This window comes from Streptomyces sp. HPF1205, assembly GCF_020400825.1.
Lineage (GTDB): Bacteria > Actinomycetota > Actinomycetes > Streptomycetales > Streptomycetaceae > Actinacidiphila.
On the sequence record NZ_JAINVH010000002.1, the window covers coordinates 376740 to 394788 of the forward strand.

Sequence of the window (18049 nt, forward strand, 5' to 3'; positions counted from 1 at the left end):
GCGGACAGCTACTTCCGGCCGCTCAGCCACCACAACAATTCCCCCCACAAGGACTCGCCATGAGACAGAAGCTACTGGCCAAGCTACTGGCCTTCGTACTGATCGCCCTTGGCGTCGGCATCGGTACGAACGCCCTCAGCGCACCCGTGTTCGGCGCCACTTCCGCCACGAGCGCGGGCGCAAACGGCTCGGCCGACCTGGCCGCGGGCGGCTGCGTCGCCGATCCCGCTCTGCCCGGCGCCACGAAAAGCTCTCTCTACACCGTCACGGCGGACAGCGCGCCGCTGTTCGTCGAGAAGATAACCAAGTACGCACCCGACAATCAGGTCAATTACGCGCACTGTTCGATGGCGAGCGCGGGCACCGCGACGTTCTCGGTCAGCGTCTCTCAAAGCTTCACCTCCTACACCGTCAGCCCCAAGAGCCGGAACCTGGCGGTCACCCGAAGCGGCAACACGATCACCTTCGACAGCGGCCCGAACTACCTGATCCTGCAGTTCGACTCAAAGGATCTGCTGTTCATCCTCATCGACGCGCCCGAATCCTCCCCGCCCCACCTGGGGGACGCCAACGTCAAGAACCTCGCGGACTACGGGGTCGACAACACCGGCGGCACACTGGTCACCTCGAAGATCCAAAGCGCCATCAACGCCGCGTCCGGGGCGACCCAGAACATCCTGTATGTACCGGCGGGCAAGTACTTGGTCGGTGAACTCTGGCTGAAGAGCAACATGACGCTGTACCTGGCGGCGGGGGCGGTGCTCTACGGCTCGAACAACAAGGCGGACTTCAACACCGGCAGCGGTGGAGTCAACATCGAGGGCATGCAACACGCCTTGCTGCGCGTGTATCAGGTGAGCAACGCGAAGGTGCTGGGTCGCGGTGTCATCGACGGCAACGGCACGTCGTTGCGGGCCCAGGGCCTGAACCTCGCCGTGGTCAAGATGGACAACAGCTCGAACATCCAGATCGACGGGATCATCTCTCGTGACTCCAGCTACTGGAACACGCTGATCTACCGCAGCAACAACGTGACGATCAAGAACTACAAGGTGATCAACCACCGGCCCAACACCGGATACAACCAGACCGACGGTGTGGACTTCGACGAGTCGACCAACGGCCTGTTGTCCAACGCGTTCCTCTACACCGGCGACGACAACATGGCGACCAAGAACGAGAACGCCACCGGCACGATCAACACCAAGAACATCACCCACGAGAACATCGTCTGTTACAGCAACTCGGGCTGCGCGAAGATCGGCACCAAGACCGAGGGCACGTCGATGGACGGCATCACCTTCCGCAACCTCGATGTGGTGAAGGCGGGACGTTCGATGGTGATCGACGCGGTCGACACCGCCGTCATCTCGAACATCCGATGGGAGAACGTCCGCGTCGAGAACACCGACAACCTGATCGACTTGCAGGAGGACAGCCCGCCGTCCTGGCGAACGGCGCTGAACACCGCAACGATCCGCGACGCCTACTTCACCAATGTCGCCTCAGACGTGAAGAAGGTTGTCACCCTGCACGGCCGCAACTCGACCGTCAATATCGTCGGCGTGCACTTCACCAACTTCACCGTCCAGGGCAAACCCGTCACCAGCCAGACCGACTCGGACGCGAGCTGGGACATCAACCCCTACGTCTCCAACATCACCTTCGAAACGGCCCCGACCAGCCCGCCGCCCACCAGCGAGCCGCCGACCAGCGAGCCGCCCACCAGCCCGCCGCCCACCAGCGAGCCGCCGACCAGCCCGCCGCCGAGCCAGTCCAGCGCGTGCGACGTCGGTTACACGATGAACTCCTGGAACGACGGGTTCACCGCGAGCATCCACATCACCAACCGCGGCACCTCCACGATCGACGGTTGGACCCTGGCGTTCACCCTGCCGAGCGGTCAGACCATCACCAGCGGCTGGAACGCCACCTACACCGGCTCCAGCGGCGCGATCACCGCATCCAACGTCTCCTACAACGGGACACTGGCAGCCGGCGCATCCACCGACATCGGCTTCCAAGCCACCCACACCGGCAATACCAGCAAGCCCGCCGATTTCACCCTCAACGGCGTCAACTGCACCATCTCCTGACCCAACCTTGAGCCGGTCATGGGGACCGCACCCCAGAGGCGCGGTCCCCATGACCGGCTGGGCTGTCATCCCGGAAAAGATCGGCCGGCAGGCCAACCGGAAGAAGCCGGAAGAAGCCGGAAGAAGAAGGGCTCGGCAGGTGGGCGGCCCGTCACCCCGTGCTCAGCCAGTGCTCGTAGAGCCCGGCGATCCCCTCCCTGAGCGGGATCGTCGGGCGCCAGCCCAGGCCGGTCAGGCGGGAGACGTCGAGGAGCTTGCGGGGGGTGCCGTCGGGCTTGGTGCGGTCCCAGGTGACGGCGCCCCCGTACCCGACGACCTCGCGCACCAGGTCCGCCAGTTCGCGGATGGACAGGTCCTCCCCGCAGCCGACGTTCACCGGCTCGTCCCCGTCGTACTCGCGCAGGAGCACCGCGCAGGCCGAGGCGAGGTCGTCGACGTGCAGGAACTCGCGGCGCGGGGAGCCGGAGCCCCACAGCATCACCTCGGGGGCGCCCGAGCGCGCGGCCTCGTGGAAGCGGCGGACCAGGGCGGGCAGGACGTGCGCGGTGGCGAGGTCGAAGTTGTCGCCGGGCCCGTACAGGTTGGTGGGCATGCAGGAGATGTACGAGGCCCCGTACTGGCGGCGGTAGGAGCGGACCTGGACGAGGCCGGCGATCTTGGCGATCGCGTACGGCTCGTTGGTGGGTTCCAGCGGCCCGGTGAGCAGGGCGTCCTCGCGGATCGGCTGCTCGGCCAGACGCGGGTAGATGCAGCTGGAGCCGAGGAAGAGCAGGCGCGGCACGCCCGCCGCGTGCGCCCCGGCGATCACGCTGAGCTGCAGGGCGAGGTTGTCCTCCAGGAACTGCACCGGGTACGTGGAGTTGGCCATGATCCCGCCGACCCGCGCGGCGGCCAGCACGACCGCGTCGGGCCGGGTGTCGCGCAGGTACGAGGCGGTGGCCGCCGCGTCCCGCAGGTCGAGCAGGTCACGGCCGCGGGTGAGGACCTCGTGCCCGTCGGCGGCCAGACGCCGGGCGACCGCGCCGCCGACCAGGCCCCGGTGGCCCGCGACGAAGACCCGCGCCCTGGCCGGAAGGAGGTCTGCCATGCTAGGTCATTCTGCCAGCACCTGAACCATGGCCGACACCAGGGCATTTGGGGGGACGACACGTGGGAAGGACCGCCCTCGTCACCGGCGTGACCGGGCAGGACGGCTCGTACCTGGCCGAGCTGCTGCTGTCCAAGGGCTACACCGTGCACGGCATCGTGCGCCGCTCGTCGTCGTTCAACACCGAGCGGATCGACCACATCTACCAGGGTCCGCAGGAGCGCGACCGTTCGTTCGTCCTGCACCACGGCGACCTGACCGACGGGGTCGCCCTGGTGAACCTGCTGCGCGACCTGCGGCCGGACGAGGTCTACAACCTGGGCGCGCAGTCGCATGTGCGGGTCTCCTTCGACGCGCCCCTCTACACCGGGGACGTCACGGGCCTGTCGGCCCTGCGCCTGCTGGAGGCGGTGCGGGCCAGCGGCACGCAGGCCCGGGTCTACCAGGCGTCTTCCTCGGAGATGTTCGGCTCGGCGCCGCCGCCGCAGAACGAGCGCACGCCCTTCCACCCGCGCAGCCCCTACGGCTGCGCGAAGGTCTTCGGCTACTGGGCGACCGTCAACTACCGTGAGGCGTACGGGATGTACGCGGTGAACGGGATCCTGTTCAACCACGAGTCGCCGCGCCGGGGCGAGACGTTCGTGACCCGCAAGATCACCCGTGCGGTGGCCCGCATCAAGGCGGGCCTGCAGGACGCGCTCTACCTCGGCAACCTGGACGCGGTCCGCGACTGGGGCTACGCGCCGGAGTACGTGGAGGCGATGTGGCGGATGCTGCAGCGCGACGAGCCGGACGACTACGTGGTGGCCACCGGGCGGGCGGCGACCGTGCGGCAGTTCGTGGAGATGGCCTTCGCGCACGCCGGACTGGACTGGACGCGGTACGTCCGCTTCGACCCCAAGTACCGCCGCCCCGCCGAGGTGGACGCCCTGATCGGCGACGCCGCCAAGGCGCGCGACCTGCTCGGCTGGGAGGCCCGGGTCCAGGTCGACGAGCTGGCCGGGATCATGGTCGACGCCGATGTCCGCCAGCTCGCCGACCAGTTGGCCGGCGCGACCGTACGGATAGACCGTTGACCGCGCCCGCGGCGGACCCGCTGCCGCTCGCCGTGATCATCCCGACCAAGGACGAGGCGGAGAACATCGCCCGTACCGTCTCATCGGTCCTCGGCCGGGTCGAGGCGGTCGTGGTGGTCGACTCGGACTCCTCCGACGCCACGGTGGCCATCGCGCGGGACCTGGGCGCGCAGGTCGTGGCGTACGCCTGGGACGGCCGGTACCCGAAGAAGAAGCAGTGGTGCCTGGACCGGGTGCGGCCCGAGATCCCGTGGGTGCTGTTCCTGGACGGCGACGAGACGCCGAGCGCGGAACTGCTCGCGGAGCTGCGGGAGTTGTTCGCGGCCGGGCCGCCGCCCGCGGGGGCGTACGACATCCCGCTCGGCTACTGGTTCGGCGGCCGGCGGCTGCGGCACGGCCACACCATCGTCAAGCGCGCCCTGGTGGACCGCACCCGCTGCCGCTTCCCCGAGGTCGGGGACCTGGACGCGCCGGGGATGGGCGAGCAGGAGGGCCACTACCAGCCGGTGGCCGACGTGGTGGGCCGGCTGCGCTCCCCCATCGAGCACGAGGACCTGGACCCGGTCCGTACCTGGTTCGACCGCCACAACCGCTACTCCGACTGGGAGGCGTGGCTGGAGGTCCACCCGGACGTACGGGAGGGGGTGCGGCTGGCCAAGACCCGCCAGGGGCAGGTCTTCCACCGCGCCCCGTTCAAGCCGCTGGTGTCCTTCGCCTACGCCTACCTGTGGAAGCGGGGCTTCCTGGACGGCCGGGCGGGCTTCGACTACGCGGTGGCGATGAGCTTCTACCGGTGGCAGATCGGGGTGAAGGCGCGCGAGGCGCGGCGGCTCGGCCGCGCCACCTCCTCGTAGACCGCCGTCAGCTCCTCGACCACGGCGTCGATGGAGAACCGGTCGCGCACCAGCCGCCAGGCGGCGTCGGAGGCCTTGGCGTTCTCCGCCGGGTCCAGCAGGTCGAGGACGGCGCGGGCGATCAGGGGGCCGTTGTCGGCGTCGGGCCGGCTGGCGGTGAGGCGTCCGGCGCCGGCTGCCTCGACCTCGGGCGACAGGCCGCCGGTGCGGGTGACCACGACGGGCAGGCCCACCGACATCGCCTCCAGGACGGACACGGCGAAGGGTTCGACGACGGACGGCAGGACGTAGACGTCGGCGGCCCGCAGCCGGGCGAGCACCTGGTCGTGGGCGAGCGGTCCGGTCAGGTCGAGGGCGTGGGAGACGCCGAGGCGGGCGGCCTGGTCGCGCAGCGGTCCGGTCAGGCCGCCGGTGTCGGGCCCGGCCAGGACGAAGCGGGTGTCCGGGCGCTCGGCGAGGACGCCCGGGACGGCGGAGACGAAGTCCTGGGGGCGTTTGCGCTCCTGGACGCGGGCGAGGTAGAGGACGGTCGGGGGGCGGCCGGCGCGCGGCGGGCGGCGCTCCTGGGGGGCGACGCCGTTGACGAGCCGGTGGAAGGTGCGCAGCGGGGTGCGGGGGACGACGGCCTGCACGCCGTCGCGCTCCTCGCCGGTCAGGTGCAGCACGGCGTCGGCCCGGCGCAGCACCCGCTTGAGGCCGAGCAGGTCCACGGCCTTGGCGAACAGCTTCTCGGTGGGGTCGATCATGCCGTGCGTCTGCAGCACCAGCGGTACCCCGCTGTCCAGGGCGACCAGCGCGAACGGCAGCGTGATCAGATCGCGCATGAGGTGGACGTGGACCACGTCGGCGCCCCGCACCAGCCGCCGGGCGCGGGCCAGCAGGCCGGGCGAGGTGATGCCGCTGACCTCGAACGCGGGCAGCAGGTGCCGGGCCTGGTGGACGAAGGAGGGCACGCCCTCGATCGCGGCCGGCAGCGGTCCGGGGAAGCCGTCGCCGAGGGTCGCGATCCGCGCGTCCACGCCCCGGGCGCGCAGGCCCCGGGACAGGTTCAGCGCGACCCTGGTCGGCCCGCCGAAGTCGTTCGTCGGCGTGTGCAGCGTGACCACGTGCAGGACCCGCACGGCCGGCCCCCTCCCCTGACGATCCCGCCCGCCCCCGGTCGGCCCACTGTACCGGCGTGTCACCGGGCGACCGATGAGTTTCGGGGCGAGCGTCCGTCTTACCCGACGACAAACCTGACGGACGACGGCGGCACGCGCGCCGCACCCGACACACCCGTGGAGGCGGAGATGGTCACGAAGGGCTTCACCACGTCCCTGTGGTTCGACGGACAGGCCGAGGAGGCGGCGGACTTCTACCTGTCGGTGTTCAAGGACGGCGAGAAGGGGCGGATCGGCCGCTACACCGACGCCGGGCCCGGCGAGCCCGGTTCGGTGCTGGCGGTGGAGTGGACGGTGAACGGGCAGCGGTTCGTCGGCATCAACGGCGGCCCGCAGTTCCACTTCGACGAGGCGATCTCGTTCCAGATCCACTGCGACGACCAGGACGAGGTGGACTACTACTGGGACAAGCTCACCGAGGGCGGCGGGGAGCACGGCGACTGCGGCTGGCTCAAGGACAGGTTCGGCCTGTCCTGGCAGGTCGTGCCCGCGGAGCTGATCGGCCTGATCAGCGACCCCGACGCCGGGAAGGCGGCGCGCACCACGCAGGCGATGCTGGGGATGAAGAAACTCGACATCGCGGCGCTGCGCCGGGCGCACGAGGGCGCCTGAGACGACGTCAGGGCGCGGCGCCGGGACCCGGGAAGGATCACGGGCACCGCACTAGACTCGCTGCCGGGCGCTCGGAGGGGGCGGTGGCGTGGCGGGTGTGCTGGGCGGGAGCGGCGGCGTCCGCGCGCCCGCGGCCGAGGACCGGCCGCGCGCCCGGGCGGGCGGGCCCGCGGGCCCGACGGGCGGGGTCGGCCTGTCCCGCGCCTTCGCCGTCCCCCTGGTGCTGGGCCTGGTCGTCCTGCTGCCCGCGTACGTGACCGCCCAGCCCGGCACGGGAGAGCGGGACACCGCGTTCTGGCTGCAGCTCACACTGACGGTGTACGCGGGCGGGCGGCTGGCCGCGATGGTGCTGGCCCGCGGGCGGCAGCTGGTCCAGGGCGCGTTCTGGCTGTTCGTGTACGTGGCGATGGGGGTGGCGCCGCTGGCCCAGGCGGTGATCGGGCAGGTGCCGACGCCCGTGGTGGGGCCGCCGTCCGACACGGCGTGGGCGGTCGCCCTGGTGCTGGTGGGCTGTCTGGCGTTCGACACGGGCGCCCTGCTGGCCCGGCACCGCCCCGCGCCCAGGTGGCGCAGGCCCCGGCCGCAGGCGGCGGTGTCCCGGCGGCGGCTGTGGCTGCTGGTCGCCGTGGCCTACGCGGGCGGCGTCGTGTGCGTCGTGAAGCTCGGCGGGCCCGCGGTGTTCTTCACCAGCCGGCAGGGCGTCAGCGACTCGCTGCGGGCGAGCGGGCTCACCGGCGGCTCGGGCACCAGCCAGGTGGGGGCCGCGCTGGTCCGCGGGTTCGGCACGGTGCCCGCCCTGCTCGCGCTTCTGGTGCTGGTGCGCTGGACGGCCACCTCGCGGCCGGCCCGCCGCAGCCCGGCCGTGGTCCTGGCGCTGGCCGGTCTCGTGGTGCTCAACGTGATCGTCAACAACCCGGTGTCCAACCCGCGCTACTGGTTCCTGACGGTCGTCTTCTCCCTGCTGTTCACCGTCTTCCCGCGCAGCCCGGCGGTCTACCGGGCCGCACTGGTGACGGGGGTGGTGGCGGCGCTGCTCCTGTTCCCGTTCCTGGACCGCTTCCGGTACGACTCCGCCCCGGCCCACCGGGTCCCGGCGGGCTCGGTGCTGGAGCCGCTGACGGTCAAGGACTACGACCAGGTGGGCATGTTCGCGAACACGCTGACCTTCGCGGAGTCCGGAGCGGGGCACTCCGGCGGCCGCCAGCTCGCCTCCGACGTGCTGTTCTTCGTGCCGCGCTCGGTGTGGCACGGCAAACCGCTGGACTCGGGGGTGCGGGTCGGCCAGTGGATGGGGATGACGAACACCAACCTGTCCTCGCCGCTGTGGGCCGAACTGTGGCTGGACTTCGGCCCGCCGGGCATGGCTGCCGGGTTCCTGGTGGTGGGGTACGCGGCGGCGCGCACCGACCGCCGGTACGTCCGGCGCACGGGCCCGGAGGGCCGGCCCGGCACGCTGGCGGCCGTGGTGGTGCCGCTGGTGGCGGGCTACTCGTTCATCCTGCTGCGCGGGCCGCTGCTGCAGGCGGCCGGGCGGATCGGTATCGCGGCGCTGTGCCTGGCGCTGGTGGCGACGGTCAGTGAGGACCGGCGGAAGCTGCTGCCGTGACGTGGCCGGGGCGGTCGGCGGCGGGGTCCGCGGCCCTGCGCACGACGGCGATCCGCCGCCACAGGGCGGCGGCCTTCAGCGCCGAGCCCGCGCACAGGCCCCAGGCGGCGCCGGGGACGCCGTCGAGCGCGTAGCCGCCGAGCATGCACACCACGGAGGCGAGCGAGAAGACGACCTGGATGGGCAGGGTCGCCCGGGGCCGCAGCACCCGCAGGGTGAGCAGGGCGCTCGTGCCCAGCGCGATGCCCGCGTACTGGCTGCCGGACGCCGGCAGCAGCGCGGCGGAGGCGGTCCAGGTGTCGCCGAGGAGCTGGCGGCCCACCCGGTCGGGCAGCAGCATCAGGACGGCGGTCCAGGCGGCGGCCGTCCACGCGAGCGCCAGGGCGAGGACGGCGGTGGCCCGTACCTTGTCGTCGGTGCCGCGCACCCGGTTCAGCAGCGGCGGGCCGAAGGCGGTCGCGGAGTTGTAGAGGACGTTCATCGGCCCGTACAGGGTGGTGGCGCCGCGCAGCGCGCCCACCGCGAGGGGGGCGGCGAACAGGCCGAGCCCGATCACGGCGAGCTGGCTGGTGGCGTTGCCGACGCCGAACTCGACGACGAACCGCTGCCCGAGGTGCCCCCTCCTGAGGTACGTGCCGACGTCCGCGCGGGCGCCCGCCAGCCGCGGCCGCAGCAGGACGGCCCCGGTCAGCAGGGCGGGCACGGCGGACAGGCCCCAGACGGCGACCAGCCGCACCGCGCCGGCCCCCTGCGGCTGCGCGGCCAGCGCGGGCACGGCGACCAGCAGCCGTACGGTGTCCGCGGCCAGCGCGTGGTGCGGCAGGCGCAGGGCGGAGAAGCAGTAGCGCATGCCGTCCTGGGTGAGGACGACCGGCAGGACGAGGCCGAGGACGGCCACCGCGCGGGCGGTGGGGCCGGTGGCGAGGAACAGGCCCGCGGCCATGGCGGCGCCGATCACCGAGGAGGCGAGCGCGGTGAAGGCGACCGCGGAGCGGCAGGCCGCGCGTACCCGGTCCGAGCCGCGCTCCAGCACCAGCGCCTGGCCCACGTACGACACGTTCATGCCCAGCAGCACCGTGAACACCATGTACACCATGGAGAACACGGAGAAGGCCGCCGCTGAGGACAGGCGCGCGGCCACCACCAGGACGGCGATGTTGGTGAGGGCTGCCACCGCCTGGTCGGCGACGGAGCTGACGATGGCGGAGCGGGTCCGCAGACCGGCGACGTCGCCGTCGGAGGCGAAGCCGGCAGCGGAACCGGAGCCGGCAGCGGGATCCGCGTGTTGTACGGGCGCGGCGGGGTGGGCGGGATCGGCCCCGGGGGCCGCGGCGGACGGGGCGTGCCGCGGGGCGGGGCCGGTCAAGGGACCGGGTGCGGCTCCGGGGGTCCGGGGAGGTTGCCGGGCACGTCACCGGGGGTGCCGGGGACGGCGGGGCCGGGGAGCGGCGCGGGGAGGGGTCCGTCGGCGGCGGGGTCCCGGCGGCGCGTCCCGCGGCCGCCGGCACGGCCGGAGCCGGGGCCGGCGGACCGCGTGAACCGGGAGAAACGGCCGCCCGCGCCGGGTTCGGCGCCGTGCAGCACGGCGCCCAGCACCGACCCGCCCGCCCCTTCGACGAGTTCGCGGACCCGGACCAGGTCGGCGCGGTGCACCGCGCGCGGATCGCAGACGACCACCACGCCGTCCACCCGGTCGGCCAGTGCGAGGGCGTCGGCGTAGGCGAGGACCGGCGGGGCGAGGACGACGACCGCGGAGCCGGGCTCGTCGGCCTCGTCGAACAGCCGCGTCGCGGGGGCGGAGGTCAGCGCCCGCGCCACGTTGCGGACCCGGCGGCCCGGCACCAGGTCGAAGGAACCGGAATCGCCCGCGTCTATGGGTACGTGCAGGCCCCCGGGCCAGCCGCCCTCGGCCGGGCCGGTGCCGCGGGCCCAGGCGGGCCGCACGCCCTGCGCCGTGCGCAGCCGCGCGGACAGCGAGGGGGCCCGCAGGTCGGCCTCGACCAGCAGCACCTCCATGCCCATCTCGGCGAAGGAGGCGGAGACGTTGACGGCGACGCCGGCCGCCGCGTCGCCGGGGCCGCGCGGGGCCACCACGAGCAGCCGGCGCCGCGCCGCGAACCGCTTGTCGTGCCCGATCCGGAAGGCCACCGCCCGGTACTCCTCGGCCAGCCGCCCGTCCCCCTCGGCCAGCAGCTCCCCCGGATCGCGCCGGGTCCTGGGCAGCGTGCCGAGCACGGGGGCGTCCAGCGCCCGCGCCACCTCGGACTCGGAGCGTACGGACGGGTCGAACACCAGCCGCACCCACGCGGCCAGCAGGCCGAGCGCGATCCCGAGGGCCCCGCCCATGCCGACCAGCACCGGCAGCCCGGGACCGGACGGCGAGGCGGGCGCGACGCCGGGCCTGATGACCACGCCGGGGGTGGTGTCCAGGGCCTTGAGGCCGCTGATGTCCCCGTTGAGCTCGGTGATGCGGGAGAGCAGGTTGGTCTGCTCGGACACCAAGGTGCCCTCGATCTCCACGCTCTTGGCCCGCTGGATCTGGGTGAGCAGGTCGCTGCGCTGCCTGACCAGGGGGGTGAGCTGGGCCCGGTAGCCGGAGATCATGCGGGTGATGGTCGCCCGGGTCTGCGCCTCGCGGGCCCCGAGGTAGGCCGAGGTGAGCGCGTCGACCCAGTCGGCGGCCTCGTGGGCGTCGCCGGTGGTGCAGGTGAAGCGCAGGACGAGGGTGTTGGGCGGATTGGTGACCCGCAGGCAGTGCGTCAGGCGGACGGCCGGCTGCTTGACCCGGGCGGCGGCCGCGTCCGCGACGGCGCTGCTCATCGCGTTCTGCCGCTCGGTGCCGATGTTGATGCCCTTGTCCGCGGTCGCGCCGGTGGCGAACGGGTCGGCGGTGGCCGCCCTGACCATGACGTCGCTGGTCGCGCTGTACGAGTCCGCGCCCGACAGGGCGAGCAGCGCGCCGCCGATCAGGCCGATCAGCAGCCCGGCGGCGATCAGCGCACGGTAGCGCAGCAGCTGCCGGAACTGCTCGCGCAGCAGATCCGGTTCGTCCGGCGGCAGGCCGCCCGGCCCGCCGCCCGGTCCGCCGCCCAGCTCGCCGCCGGTCATCTCCCCACCGCCCCCTTGATCCCGTCCGGCGCCCCGGAGTCCGCCCGGCCGTCGGGAACGGTACCCGTGTCCGGGCCGTCCGTACTCCCGCCGTCGCCGCCGTCCGTGCTGCCGTCCGTACTGCCGTCCGTTCTCCCGGCGTCCGGGCCGTCCGTGCTGCCGCCGTCCCGGCCGTCCGTACTGCCCTCCGTACTCCCGCCGTCCGGGCCGTTCACGCCGCCGCTGGTCCCGCCGGGCGCTGGACGGGCGGGCTCGCCGAGGGCCTCCGCGAGCAGTGCGTCGACGCGGGCCAGTCCCGCCTCGCGGCCGAGGCACGCGGCCGCGTAGACCGGGCCGCGAGCGCCCAGCGCGTCGGCCCGCGCGGGGTCGGCGACCAGCGCGCGCACCGCGTTCAGCAGCGCGCGCGGGTCCTCCGGGGGTACGACCACCCCGGCGCCGGAGCGGGTGACCTCGGACGCGCTGCCGCAGCCCGCCGTGACCGAGGCGACGACCGGGCGGCCGGCCGCGAAGTACGAGGTGAGCTTGGACGGCACGCTCATGTCGACCACGGAGGCGCGCTGGGTGACCGCCAGCACGTCGGCGGCGGCCAGCACGTCCGGGAAGTCCTCCTCGGCCGCGGGCGGCAGGAAGTCCAGGTTGGGCAGGTCGCCCGCCAGCGCCTTCAGGTGCTCGCGCCGGCTGCCGTCGCCCATCAGCACCACCCGCACCCGCGGGTCCAGCCGGGCGGCCTCCACCAGCACCTCCAGGCCCTGCTTGAGACCCATGTTGCCGCAGTGCAGCACGACGGTGCCGCCGGGCGGCCAGCCGAGCCGGGCCCTGGTCTCCTCGCGGGGACGCGAAGGGGCCCTGACGTGGGACCAGTTGGGGACGACCCGGATGCGGTCCGCGGGCACGCCGCTGCCGACGAGCGCGGGCACGAAGGTCTCGTGGATGACGCCGACGAGGGCGGCGCGGCGCAGGACGTACCGCTCGGCGGCCCCGGCGACCGCGGCGGCGGCCCGGCCGCCGCCGCGTATCCCGCTCTGCCGTGCCGCCGCGCCCATCAGGTCCTGCACGATCGGCACGAAGGGCACATCGTGGCGGCGGGCCAGCCGGGCGGCGGCGACCGCCCCGGCCAGGCTGGGCAGTTGGGCCACCACTGCGTCGGGGCGGCCGGTGTCCGGCGGGTACCGTACGGCGCCGGCCAGCACGGACGCCTCGAACAGCGCGCGGGTCAGGGCGGTCTGCCGGGACGGGACGGTGTGCGCGCGCCGGTGCACGGTGACCCCCGCGCGCTCCTCGGTCACCCGCCGCACGCCCTCGTACGCCGGGTCCAGGCGCCACGCCGGGTAGTGCGGCATACCGGCCAGGACGTGCACCTCGTCGCCGCGCCGCGCCCAGTGCTCGGCGATCTGGGTCGCGTACGGCCCGATACCGGCGTGCTCCGGCGCGTAGTTGGTGGACACCAGCAGCAGCCGTCGCGCACCGGATCGCCCCACGGAAAACGTCCCTTCCCCCGCGCCGGACTCGCGCCCGCTCGGACGCCTCACCCCTTAGACTCCCTGACGCCGACGGGCGTTGTACGGCTGGGGGGTCGTCTGATGGTGTCGCACCGGGTGGGTTACGCGCCGGGGGTTTACGACCTTTTTCACGTGGGTCACCTGAACATCCTGCGGCACGCCCGTGACAGATGCGACTTCTTGGTGGCGGGCGTGGTCTCCGACGAGATGGCCGAACTCGCCAAGGGCAGGCGGCCGGTGGTGCCGCTGGTCGAGCGGCTGGAGATCGTGCGCAGCGTGCGGTACGTGGACGCGGCCTTCGTGGAGACCGTACCGGACAAGCTGGAGACCTGGCGCCGGGTGCGGTTCGACGTGCTGTTCAAGGGCGACGACTGGCGAGGCACGGACAAGGGGCGGCGGCTGGAGCGGGACCTGGCCTCGGTCGGGGTCGAGGTCGTGTACTTCCCGTACACCGTGCACACCTCCAGCACGCAATTGCGCCGGGCGCTCGACGTCCTGACGGCGCGGGAGGGGCCGCTGCCGCCGGTCAGCCCGGAAGAGGACGGAGCGAGCGGAGCGCTCTGAACCAGCGGGTGAGAAAGGCGGCGAGGAACAGGGCGTGCACCGCGAACAGGGCGGTGTAGGCCCAGCGGAACGCGCGCTCGCTGCCCAGGAGCAGGAAGACGGCGCAGAAGACCCCGTAGTCGGCCGGCAGGAGGGCGACCGCGCGCAGGGTGGAGGGGGCGGGGCGGGCGGCGCCGGGGGCCTTCGGGGTGAGCTTGTCGGCAAGCAGGCCGCCGAAGAAGATCAGCACGGCGGTGAGCTGGAAGCCCAGGGGGACCAGCAGCCAGGCGGCGTCCGGCAGGGCGAAGTGCCGGTAGAAGGTGATCAGCACGGCCGCGTGCACCGCGGTGATCTTGGCGCAGTCCACCACGTGGTCCAGCCACTCCCCGGCCGGGCCGCCGGCCCCGAGCAGGCGGGCGAGCTGCCCGTCGGCCGCGTCGAGGGCGAACCCGGTCACCAGCCCGGCCCAGACCGCCACGGCCAGGCCCCAGGACGGCTCCGCGAGCGCCACGGCGGCCACGGCGGCGGCGCTGAAGGCCGCGCTGGCCAGGGTCACCTGGTTGGGGGTCAGTCCCGTCCGGTACGCGGCGGCGGCCAGGACGCGGCCGAGCGGCCGGTTGACGTGGCGCGAGTACAGCGAGACGCCCTTCGCGCTCTTCTGGGCGTCACGCAGGCGGGCCAGGGCCTCCCGGAACCCGAAGGGCCGCTCGGGCCGCGCCCTCCCGGCCTCCCGCGCCGTCCGGTCCACCACCGGCTCCACCCCCCTGCTCCCCACGCTCCCCGCGCGCACCACGCGCGCCCCCTCGGCGGAGCCCCCATGATGCCAGCCGCCGGGACGCCACCGGATGCCACCGGGACGCCACCGGATGCCGCCGGGGCACCACCGGAACGCCGCCCGGCGCGCGGGCCGGGCCGCCGCCGGGGGCATTCCGCGCGACGCGACCCACCCAAAGCCCAATAAATCGGACTTTACGTTTTATGGTGAGCGCGATGTCCAAGCCGATCTCCCGCCGCAACCTGCTCGTGACCGCCTCGGGTTCCGCCCTGTCCGGCTGTCTGGGCAGCCCCCACGCGCCCTCCGCCGCCGCGCCCGGCCATCCGGCGGCGGGCGCGCGCACGCCCGCCCCCGGGCGGGACAAGCCGCTGCCGCCCGGGCTTCCCGACCAGATCGAGCACGGGCCCGGAGACCGCGACGAGGTGGCGCTGACCTTCCACGGGCAGGGCGATCCCGGGCTCGCCACCGCGCTGCTCACGGCCGCGGAGAAGGCGGGCGCGCGGCTGACCGTGCTGGCGGTGGGGACCTGGCTGGACGCCCACCCCGGGATGGCCGAGCGTGTCCTGAAGGGCGGCCACGAGCTGGGCAACCACACGCAGAACCACCTGGACATCGGCGCGCTGGAGGAGACCGCCGCCACCGCCGAGATCGAGCGGTGCGCGCGGCGCCTGGAGGAGCTGACCGGCTCGCGCGGCCGCTGGTTCCGCCCGTCGCAGACCCGGCTGGCCACCCCGCTGGTGGTACGGCTCGCCCGGCAGGCCGGCTATCCGCACGTGCTGTCGTACGACGTGGACTCCCTCGACTGGACCGATCCGGGCCCGGCCGCGGTACGCGCCCGGCTCGCCGGGCAGGCGCGTCCCGGCTCGGTGGTCTCGCTGCACCTCGGGCATCCCGGCACCGTGGCCGCGCTGCCCGGCATCCTCGACGACCTGCACCGCCGCGGCCTGCGCGCGGTCACGACCTCGGAGCTGCTGACCTGATGCGCCGCCACCTGTCATCCGCCCTGTTCGCGTCCGCGGCGCTGCTGAGCGCCGCGTGCAGCGGGGGCGGCACGCACCCCGCGCCCACCCCGGCGCGCACCACCGCCAGGGCCGCCGTCGTCCGCCCGGAACCCGCCGTCCAGGTCCTGCCCGGCATGCCGCCGGTGCTCGATCGCCGGGACGTGTACTCCGCCGACCGGCCCGGCGCCCTGTCCCCGGTGGTGCGCAAGTTCCCCTCGCTCGTCTACGTGCCGAACACCGAGTCCGACACGGTGACGGTCATCGACCCGAAGACGTACAAGGTGGTCAGGACGATCCCGGTGGGGACCCAGCCGCAGCACGTGGTGCCGTCGTGGGACCTGAGGACCCTGTGGGTCAACAACGACCTCGGCAACTCGCTGACCCCGATCGACCCGGCCACCGGCAAGGTCGGCGACGAGGTGCCGGTGCACGACCCGTACAACCTGTACTTCACCCCCAACGGCAAGTACGCGGTGGTCATGGCCTCGATGGACCGCCAGCTGGTGTTCCGCGACCCGCACACCATGGCCGTCAGGAAGGTCGTCCCGGTGAGCTGCTACGGCGTCAACCACGCGGACTTCTCCCCCGACGGCCGCTACTTCATCGTCTCCTGCGAGTTCTCCGGCGAGCTGCTGAAGGTGGACACCGCCAGGATGGAGGTGGTCGGCCAGCAGACGCTGCCGTACGAGGGGGCGATGCCGCAGGACGTGAAGATGTCGCCGGACGGGAAGACCTGGTACGTCGCCGACATGGTCGCCGACGGGGTGTGGGAGCTGAACGGCGACACCTTCTCCAAGCCCGTGCTGCTGCGCACCGGCAAGGGCGCCCACGGGCTCTACGTCTCGCGCGACTCGAAGTCGATGTACATCTCCAACCGCGGCGAGGGCTCCATCTCGGTACTGAACTTCGCCACCGGCCGCCTCACCGCCAAGTGGTGGATCGACGGCGGCGGCAGCCCCGACATGGGGGGCGTCTCGGCGGACGGCAAGGTGCTGTGGCTGTCCGGCCGCTACGACGGCGAGGTGTACGCCCTCAGCACCGACGACGGCCGCACCCTGGCCAAGATCCCGGTGGGCGCGGGCCCGCACGGCCTGTGCGTCTACCCGCAGCCGGGCCGCTACTCGCTGGGCCACACGGGGATCTTCCGCTAGCGGCCGACGGGTGGGCGGGACCGGGCGGCGTGGCCCGGTGCCGCGGCGCCCTGCTTCGGCGCACCCTCTCAGTGCCCTGTCGCGGCGCTCTGTTTCAGTGCCCGCGCCAGGCGGGTCCCGGCGGCCGCCCGGGGCCCGCTGCCGTCGCGCCAGGTGCGCGAGGGGTGGACGGAGTTGGCGAGCAGCACCAGGAAGGCGCCGCTCGCCGGGTCGAGGACCAGGCTCGTCCCGGTGAAGCCGGTGTGGCCGACGGCGCCGCGCCCGGCGAGCTCGCCCATGAACCAGGGCCGGCCGGCGTCGAAGCCGAGCGGGGCGGCGCTTTTCCCGTCCGGGCCGGGCGCGGTGCCCAGCAGCAGCGCCGCGCAGGGAGCGGTGAGCAGTGCGCCGGCCGTCCCCTCGCCGGCGTCGAGCAGGGCGCGGGCGAACAGCGCCAGGTCCCAGGCGGTGGAGAACAGGCCGGCGTGCCCGGCGACGCCGCCCATGGCGTACGCGTTCTCGTCGTGGACCTCGCCGTGCACCATGCCGCGCTCCAGCTTGCCCCAGGGTGCGCGCTGGTCCTCCGTGGCGGCGATCCGCGGCAGCCAGGAGGCGGGCGGGTTGTAGCGGGTGGCGGTCATGCCGAGCGGCCCGGTGATGTCCTCGGCGATCAGCCGGTCCAAAGGCCGGCCGGTGACGCGCTCCAGCACGGTCTGGAGCAGCAGCAGGTTGAGGTCGGAGTAGAGGCGCGCGGTGCCGGGCGCGGCCAGCGGCTCCTCGGCGGCCAGCCGGGCGGCGCGCTCACGCGGGCCCGGCAGGTCGTACAGCGGCAGTTCGGGGCGCAGGCCCGAGGTGTGGGCGAGCAGGTGGCGGGCGGTGACGCCGTGCGCGGCGGCGGCCGTCAGCTCCGGCGCGTACCCGGCGACGGGCGCGTCGAGGTCGAGCGTGCCGCGCTCGGCCTGCTGGACGGCGGCGACGGCCGTGAAGAGCTTGGTCAGCGAGGCCAGGTCGACGACCGTGTCCGGCCGCATCGGCACCCACCGCTCGCGCGGCAGATCCACCCCGCGGTCCGTGTGCTCGTCGTACCCGCCGTAGCGCACGGCCCAGCCCATGGCCTCGTGGAGGGCGACCACCGGCCCGCGCCCGGCCAGGACGACGGCGCCCGCGCACCAGGGGTGGGGGCTTCCGCCGCCGTCCGGGCCGCGGCCCGGCCCACCGGTTCCCGGTTCCAGCCACCGCGCCAGTTCCGGGACGATCCGGTTCAGCTCGTCGGTGTCGAGACCGGCCTCAGGGCAGGTACCTCTCGACAGCGGCGGCGCCATGCTCCTCCAATGCCTTGCGGGCCTTCTCGATCAGCTCCGGGGTCGGTTCGCGGCCGGAGAGCCGGACCAGGTCCTCCGGGTCCACGGCGTGCTCCGCCCCGGTGTGCAGGGTGCTGTCCGCGGTCTTGAAAGCCCACTTGCTCTCGTCCGGAACGTCGGACTTCGCTTCCATCGGGTCCTCCC

General features: G+C 73.6%; 15 protein-coding genes and 1 pseudogene. 8 read left to right on the top strand and 8 right to left on the bottom strand.

What is annotated here, in order from left to right:
• Positions 1 to 59: 59 nt before the first annotated feature.
• On the top strand, positions 60 to 2096 hold the full coding sequence (locus tag K7G61_RS03905) for a cellulose binding domain-containing protein (RefSeq protein ID WP_225845135.1): 2037 nt from the start codon (positions 60 to 62) through the stop codon (positions 2094 to 2096).
• A gap of 151 nt (positions 2097 to 2247) precedes the next feature.
• Here K7G61_RS03905 and K7G61_RS03910 read toward each other — a convergent pair whose 3' ends face one another.
• Complete coding sequence (locus K7G61_RS03910) at positions 2248 to 3183, bottom strand: GDP-L-fucose synthase (protein ID WP_225845136.1); 936 nt, start codon at positions 3181 to 3183, stop codon at positions 2248 to 2250.
• Positions 3184 to 3245: 62 nt separating this feature from the next.
• On the opposite strand from K7G61_RS03910, the gene gmd reads away from it, so the two are divergent.
• Both gmd and K7G61_RS03920 read left to right on the top strand, forming a co-directional pair.
• The gene (gene gmd, locus K7G61_RS03915) at positions 3246 to 4259 is read left to right on the top strand and encodes a GDP-mannose 4,6-dehydratase (protein WP_225845137.1); all 1014 of its coding nucleotides are present in this window, start codon (positions 3246 to 3248) and stop codon (positions 4257 to 4259) included.
• The gene (locus K7G61_RS03920) at positions 4256 to 5113 is read left to right on the top strand and encodes a glycosyltransferase (RefSeq protein ID WP_225845138.1); all 858 of its coding nucleotides are present in this window, start codon (positions 4256 to 4258) and stop codon (positions 5111 to 5113) included. The genes gmd and K7G61_RS03920 overlap by 4 nt, the downstream gene beginning before the upstream one ends.
• Here K7G61_RS03920 and K7G61_RS03925 read toward each other — a convergent pair.
• On the bottom strand, positions 5047 to 6234 hold the full coding sequence (locus tag K7G61_RS03925) for a glycosyltransferase (protein WP_225845139.1): 1188 nt from the start codon (positions 6232 to 6234) through the stop codon (positions 5047 to 5049). The two genes, K7G61_RS03920 and K7G61_RS03925, sit on opposite strands and share 67 nt — an antisense overlap.
• 168 nt (positions 6235 to 6402) lie before the next feature.
• Here K7G61_RS03925 and K7G61_RS03930 point away from each other — a divergent pair, with 168 nt between their 5' ends.
• Both K7G61_RS03930 and K7G61_RS03935 read left to right on the top strand, forming a co-directional pair.
• Entirely contained in the window at positions 6403 to 6885 is a 483-nt protein-coding gene (locus K7G61_RS03930) for a VOC family protein (protein ID WP_225845140.1), read from the top strand.
• 88 nt (positions 6886 to 6973) lie between these two features.
• A complete protein-coding gene (locus K7G61_RS03935; protein ID WP_374204045.1) occupies positions 6974 to 8491 on the top strand; it encodes a hypothetical protein in 1518 nt (505 codons plus the stop codon).
• Here K7G61_RS03935 and K7G61_RS03940 read toward each other — a convergent pair.
• The 3 genes and pseudogenes from K7G61_RS03940 to K7G61_RS03950 all read right to left on the bottom strand — a co-directional run.
• Complete coding sequence (locus tag K7G61_RS03940; RefSeq protein WP_225845205.1) at positions 8460 to 9710, bottom strand: hypothetical protein; 1251 nt, start codon at positions 9708 to 9710, stop codon at positions 8460 to 8462. The two genes, K7G61_RS03935 and K7G61_RS03940, sit on opposite strands and share 32 nt — an antisense overlap.
• 143 nt (positions 9711 to 9853) lie before the next feature.
• Positions 9854 to 11599, bottom strand: a complete 1746-nt coding sequence (locus K7G61_RS03945; protein WP_225845141.1) for a lipopolysaccharide biosynthesis protein — start codon at positions 11597 to 11599, stop codon at positions 9854 to 9856.
• 239 nt (positions 11600 to 11838) lie between these two features.
• Positions 11839 to 13047: pseudogene (locus tag K7G61_RS03950) on the bottom strand (glycosyltransferase); the annotation flags it as partial.
• Positions 13048 to 13179: 132 nt separating this feature from the next.
• Between K7G61_RS03950 and K7G61_RS03955 the strand changes: the two are divergent.
• Positions 13180 to 13662 carry an adenylyltransferase/cytidyltransferase family protein gene (locus K7G61_RS03955; RefSeq protein ID WP_225845143.1) on the top strand — a complete coding sequence of 161 codons (483 nt, stop codon included), beginning with the start codon at positions 13180 to 13182 and terminating at the stop codon, positions 13660 to 13662.
• Here the strand turns inward: K7G61_RS03955 and K7G61_RS03960 are convergent.
• Positions 13625 to 14314 carry a CDP-alcohol phosphatidyltransferase family protein gene (locus tag K7G61_RS03960; protein ID WP_225845206.1) on the bottom strand — a complete coding sequence of 230 codons (690 nt, stop codon included), beginning with the start codon at positions 14312 to 14314 and terminating at the stop codon, positions 13625 to 13627. The genes K7G61_RS03955 and K7G61_RS03960 overlap by 38 nt on opposite strands.
• A 317-nt stretch (positions 14315 to 14631) precedes the next feature.
• On the opposite strand from K7G61_RS03960, the gene K7G61_RS03965 reads away from it, so the two are divergent.
• Both K7G61_RS03965 and K7G61_RS03970 read left to right on the top strand, forming a co-directional pair.
• Entirely contained in the window at positions 14632 to 15396 is a 765-nt protein-coding gene (locus tag K7G61_RS03965; RefSeq protein WP_225845144.1) for a polysaccharide deacetylase family protein, read from the top strand.
• Positions 15396 to 16568 carry a YncE family protein gene (locus K7G61_RS03970; RefSeq protein ID WP_225845145.1) on the top strand — a complete coding sequence of 391 codons (1173 nt, stop codon included), beginning with the start codon at positions 15396 to 15398 and terminating at the stop codon, positions 16566 to 16568. Before K7G61_RS03965 ends, K7G61_RS03970 begins: the two co-directional genes overlap by 1 nt.
• A gap of 68 nt (positions 16569 to 16636) precedes the next feature.
• On the opposite strand, the gene K7G61_RS03975 is transcribed toward K7G61_RS03970, so the two are convergent.
• Both K7G61_RS03975 and K7G61_RS03980 read right to left on the bottom strand, forming a co-directional pair.
• Complete coding sequence (locus tag K7G61_RS03975) at positions 16637 to 17866, bottom strand: serine hydrolase (protein WP_225845146.1); 1230 nt, start codon at positions 17864 to 17866, stop codon at positions 16637 to 16639.
• The gene (locus K7G61_RS03980) at positions 17832 to 18038 is read right to left on the bottom strand and encodes a hypothetical protein (protein WP_225845147.1); all 207 of its coding nucleotides are present in this window, start codon (positions 18036 to 18038) and stop codon (positions 17832 to 17834) included. Before K7G61_RS03980 ends, K7G61_RS03975 begins: the two co-directional genes overlap by 35 nt.
• Between the last annotated feature and the right edge of the window lie 11 nt (positions 18039 to 18049).

Bases quoted from the DNA above. Each gene is read 5' to 3' on its own strand.
- K7G61_RS03905 (WP_225845135.1), top strand. From the start codon at position 60: ATGAGACAGAAGCTACTGGCCAAGCTACTGGCCTTCGTACTGATCGCC.
- K7G61_RS03910 (WP_225845136.1), bottom strand. From the start codon at position 3,183: ATGGCAGACCTCCTTCCGGCCAGGGCGCGGGTCTTCGTCGCGGGCCAC.
- K7G61_RS03930 (WP_225845140.1), top strand. From the start codon at position 6,403: ATGGTCACGAAGGGCTTCACCACGTCCCTGTGGTTCGACGGACAGGCC.
- K7G61_RS03945 (WP_225845141.1), bottom strand. From the start codon at position 11,599: ATGACCGGCGGCGAGCTGGGCGGCGGACCGGGCGGCGGGCCGGGCGGC.
- K7G61_RS03955 (WP_225845143.1), top strand. From the start codon at position 13,180: ATGGTGTCGCACCGGGTGGGTTACGCGCCGGGGGTTTACGACCTTTTT.
- K7G61_RS03965 (WP_225845144.1), top strand. From the start codon at position 14,632: ATGTCCAAGCCGATCTCCCGCCGCAACCTGCTCGTGACCGCCTCGGGT.
- K7G61_RS03970 (WP_225845145.1), top strand. From the start codon at position 15,396: ATGCGCCGCCACCTGTCATCCGCCCTGTTCGCGTCCGCGGCGCTGCTG.
- K7G61_RS03975 (WP_225845146.1), bottom strand. From the start codon at position 17,866: ATGGCGCCGCCGCTGTCGAGAGGTACCTGCCCTGAGGCCGGTCTCGAC.
- K7G61_RS03980 (WP_225845147.1), bottom strand. From the start codon at position 18,038: ATGGAAGCGAAGTCCGACGTTCCGGACGAGAGCAAGTGGGCTTTCAAG.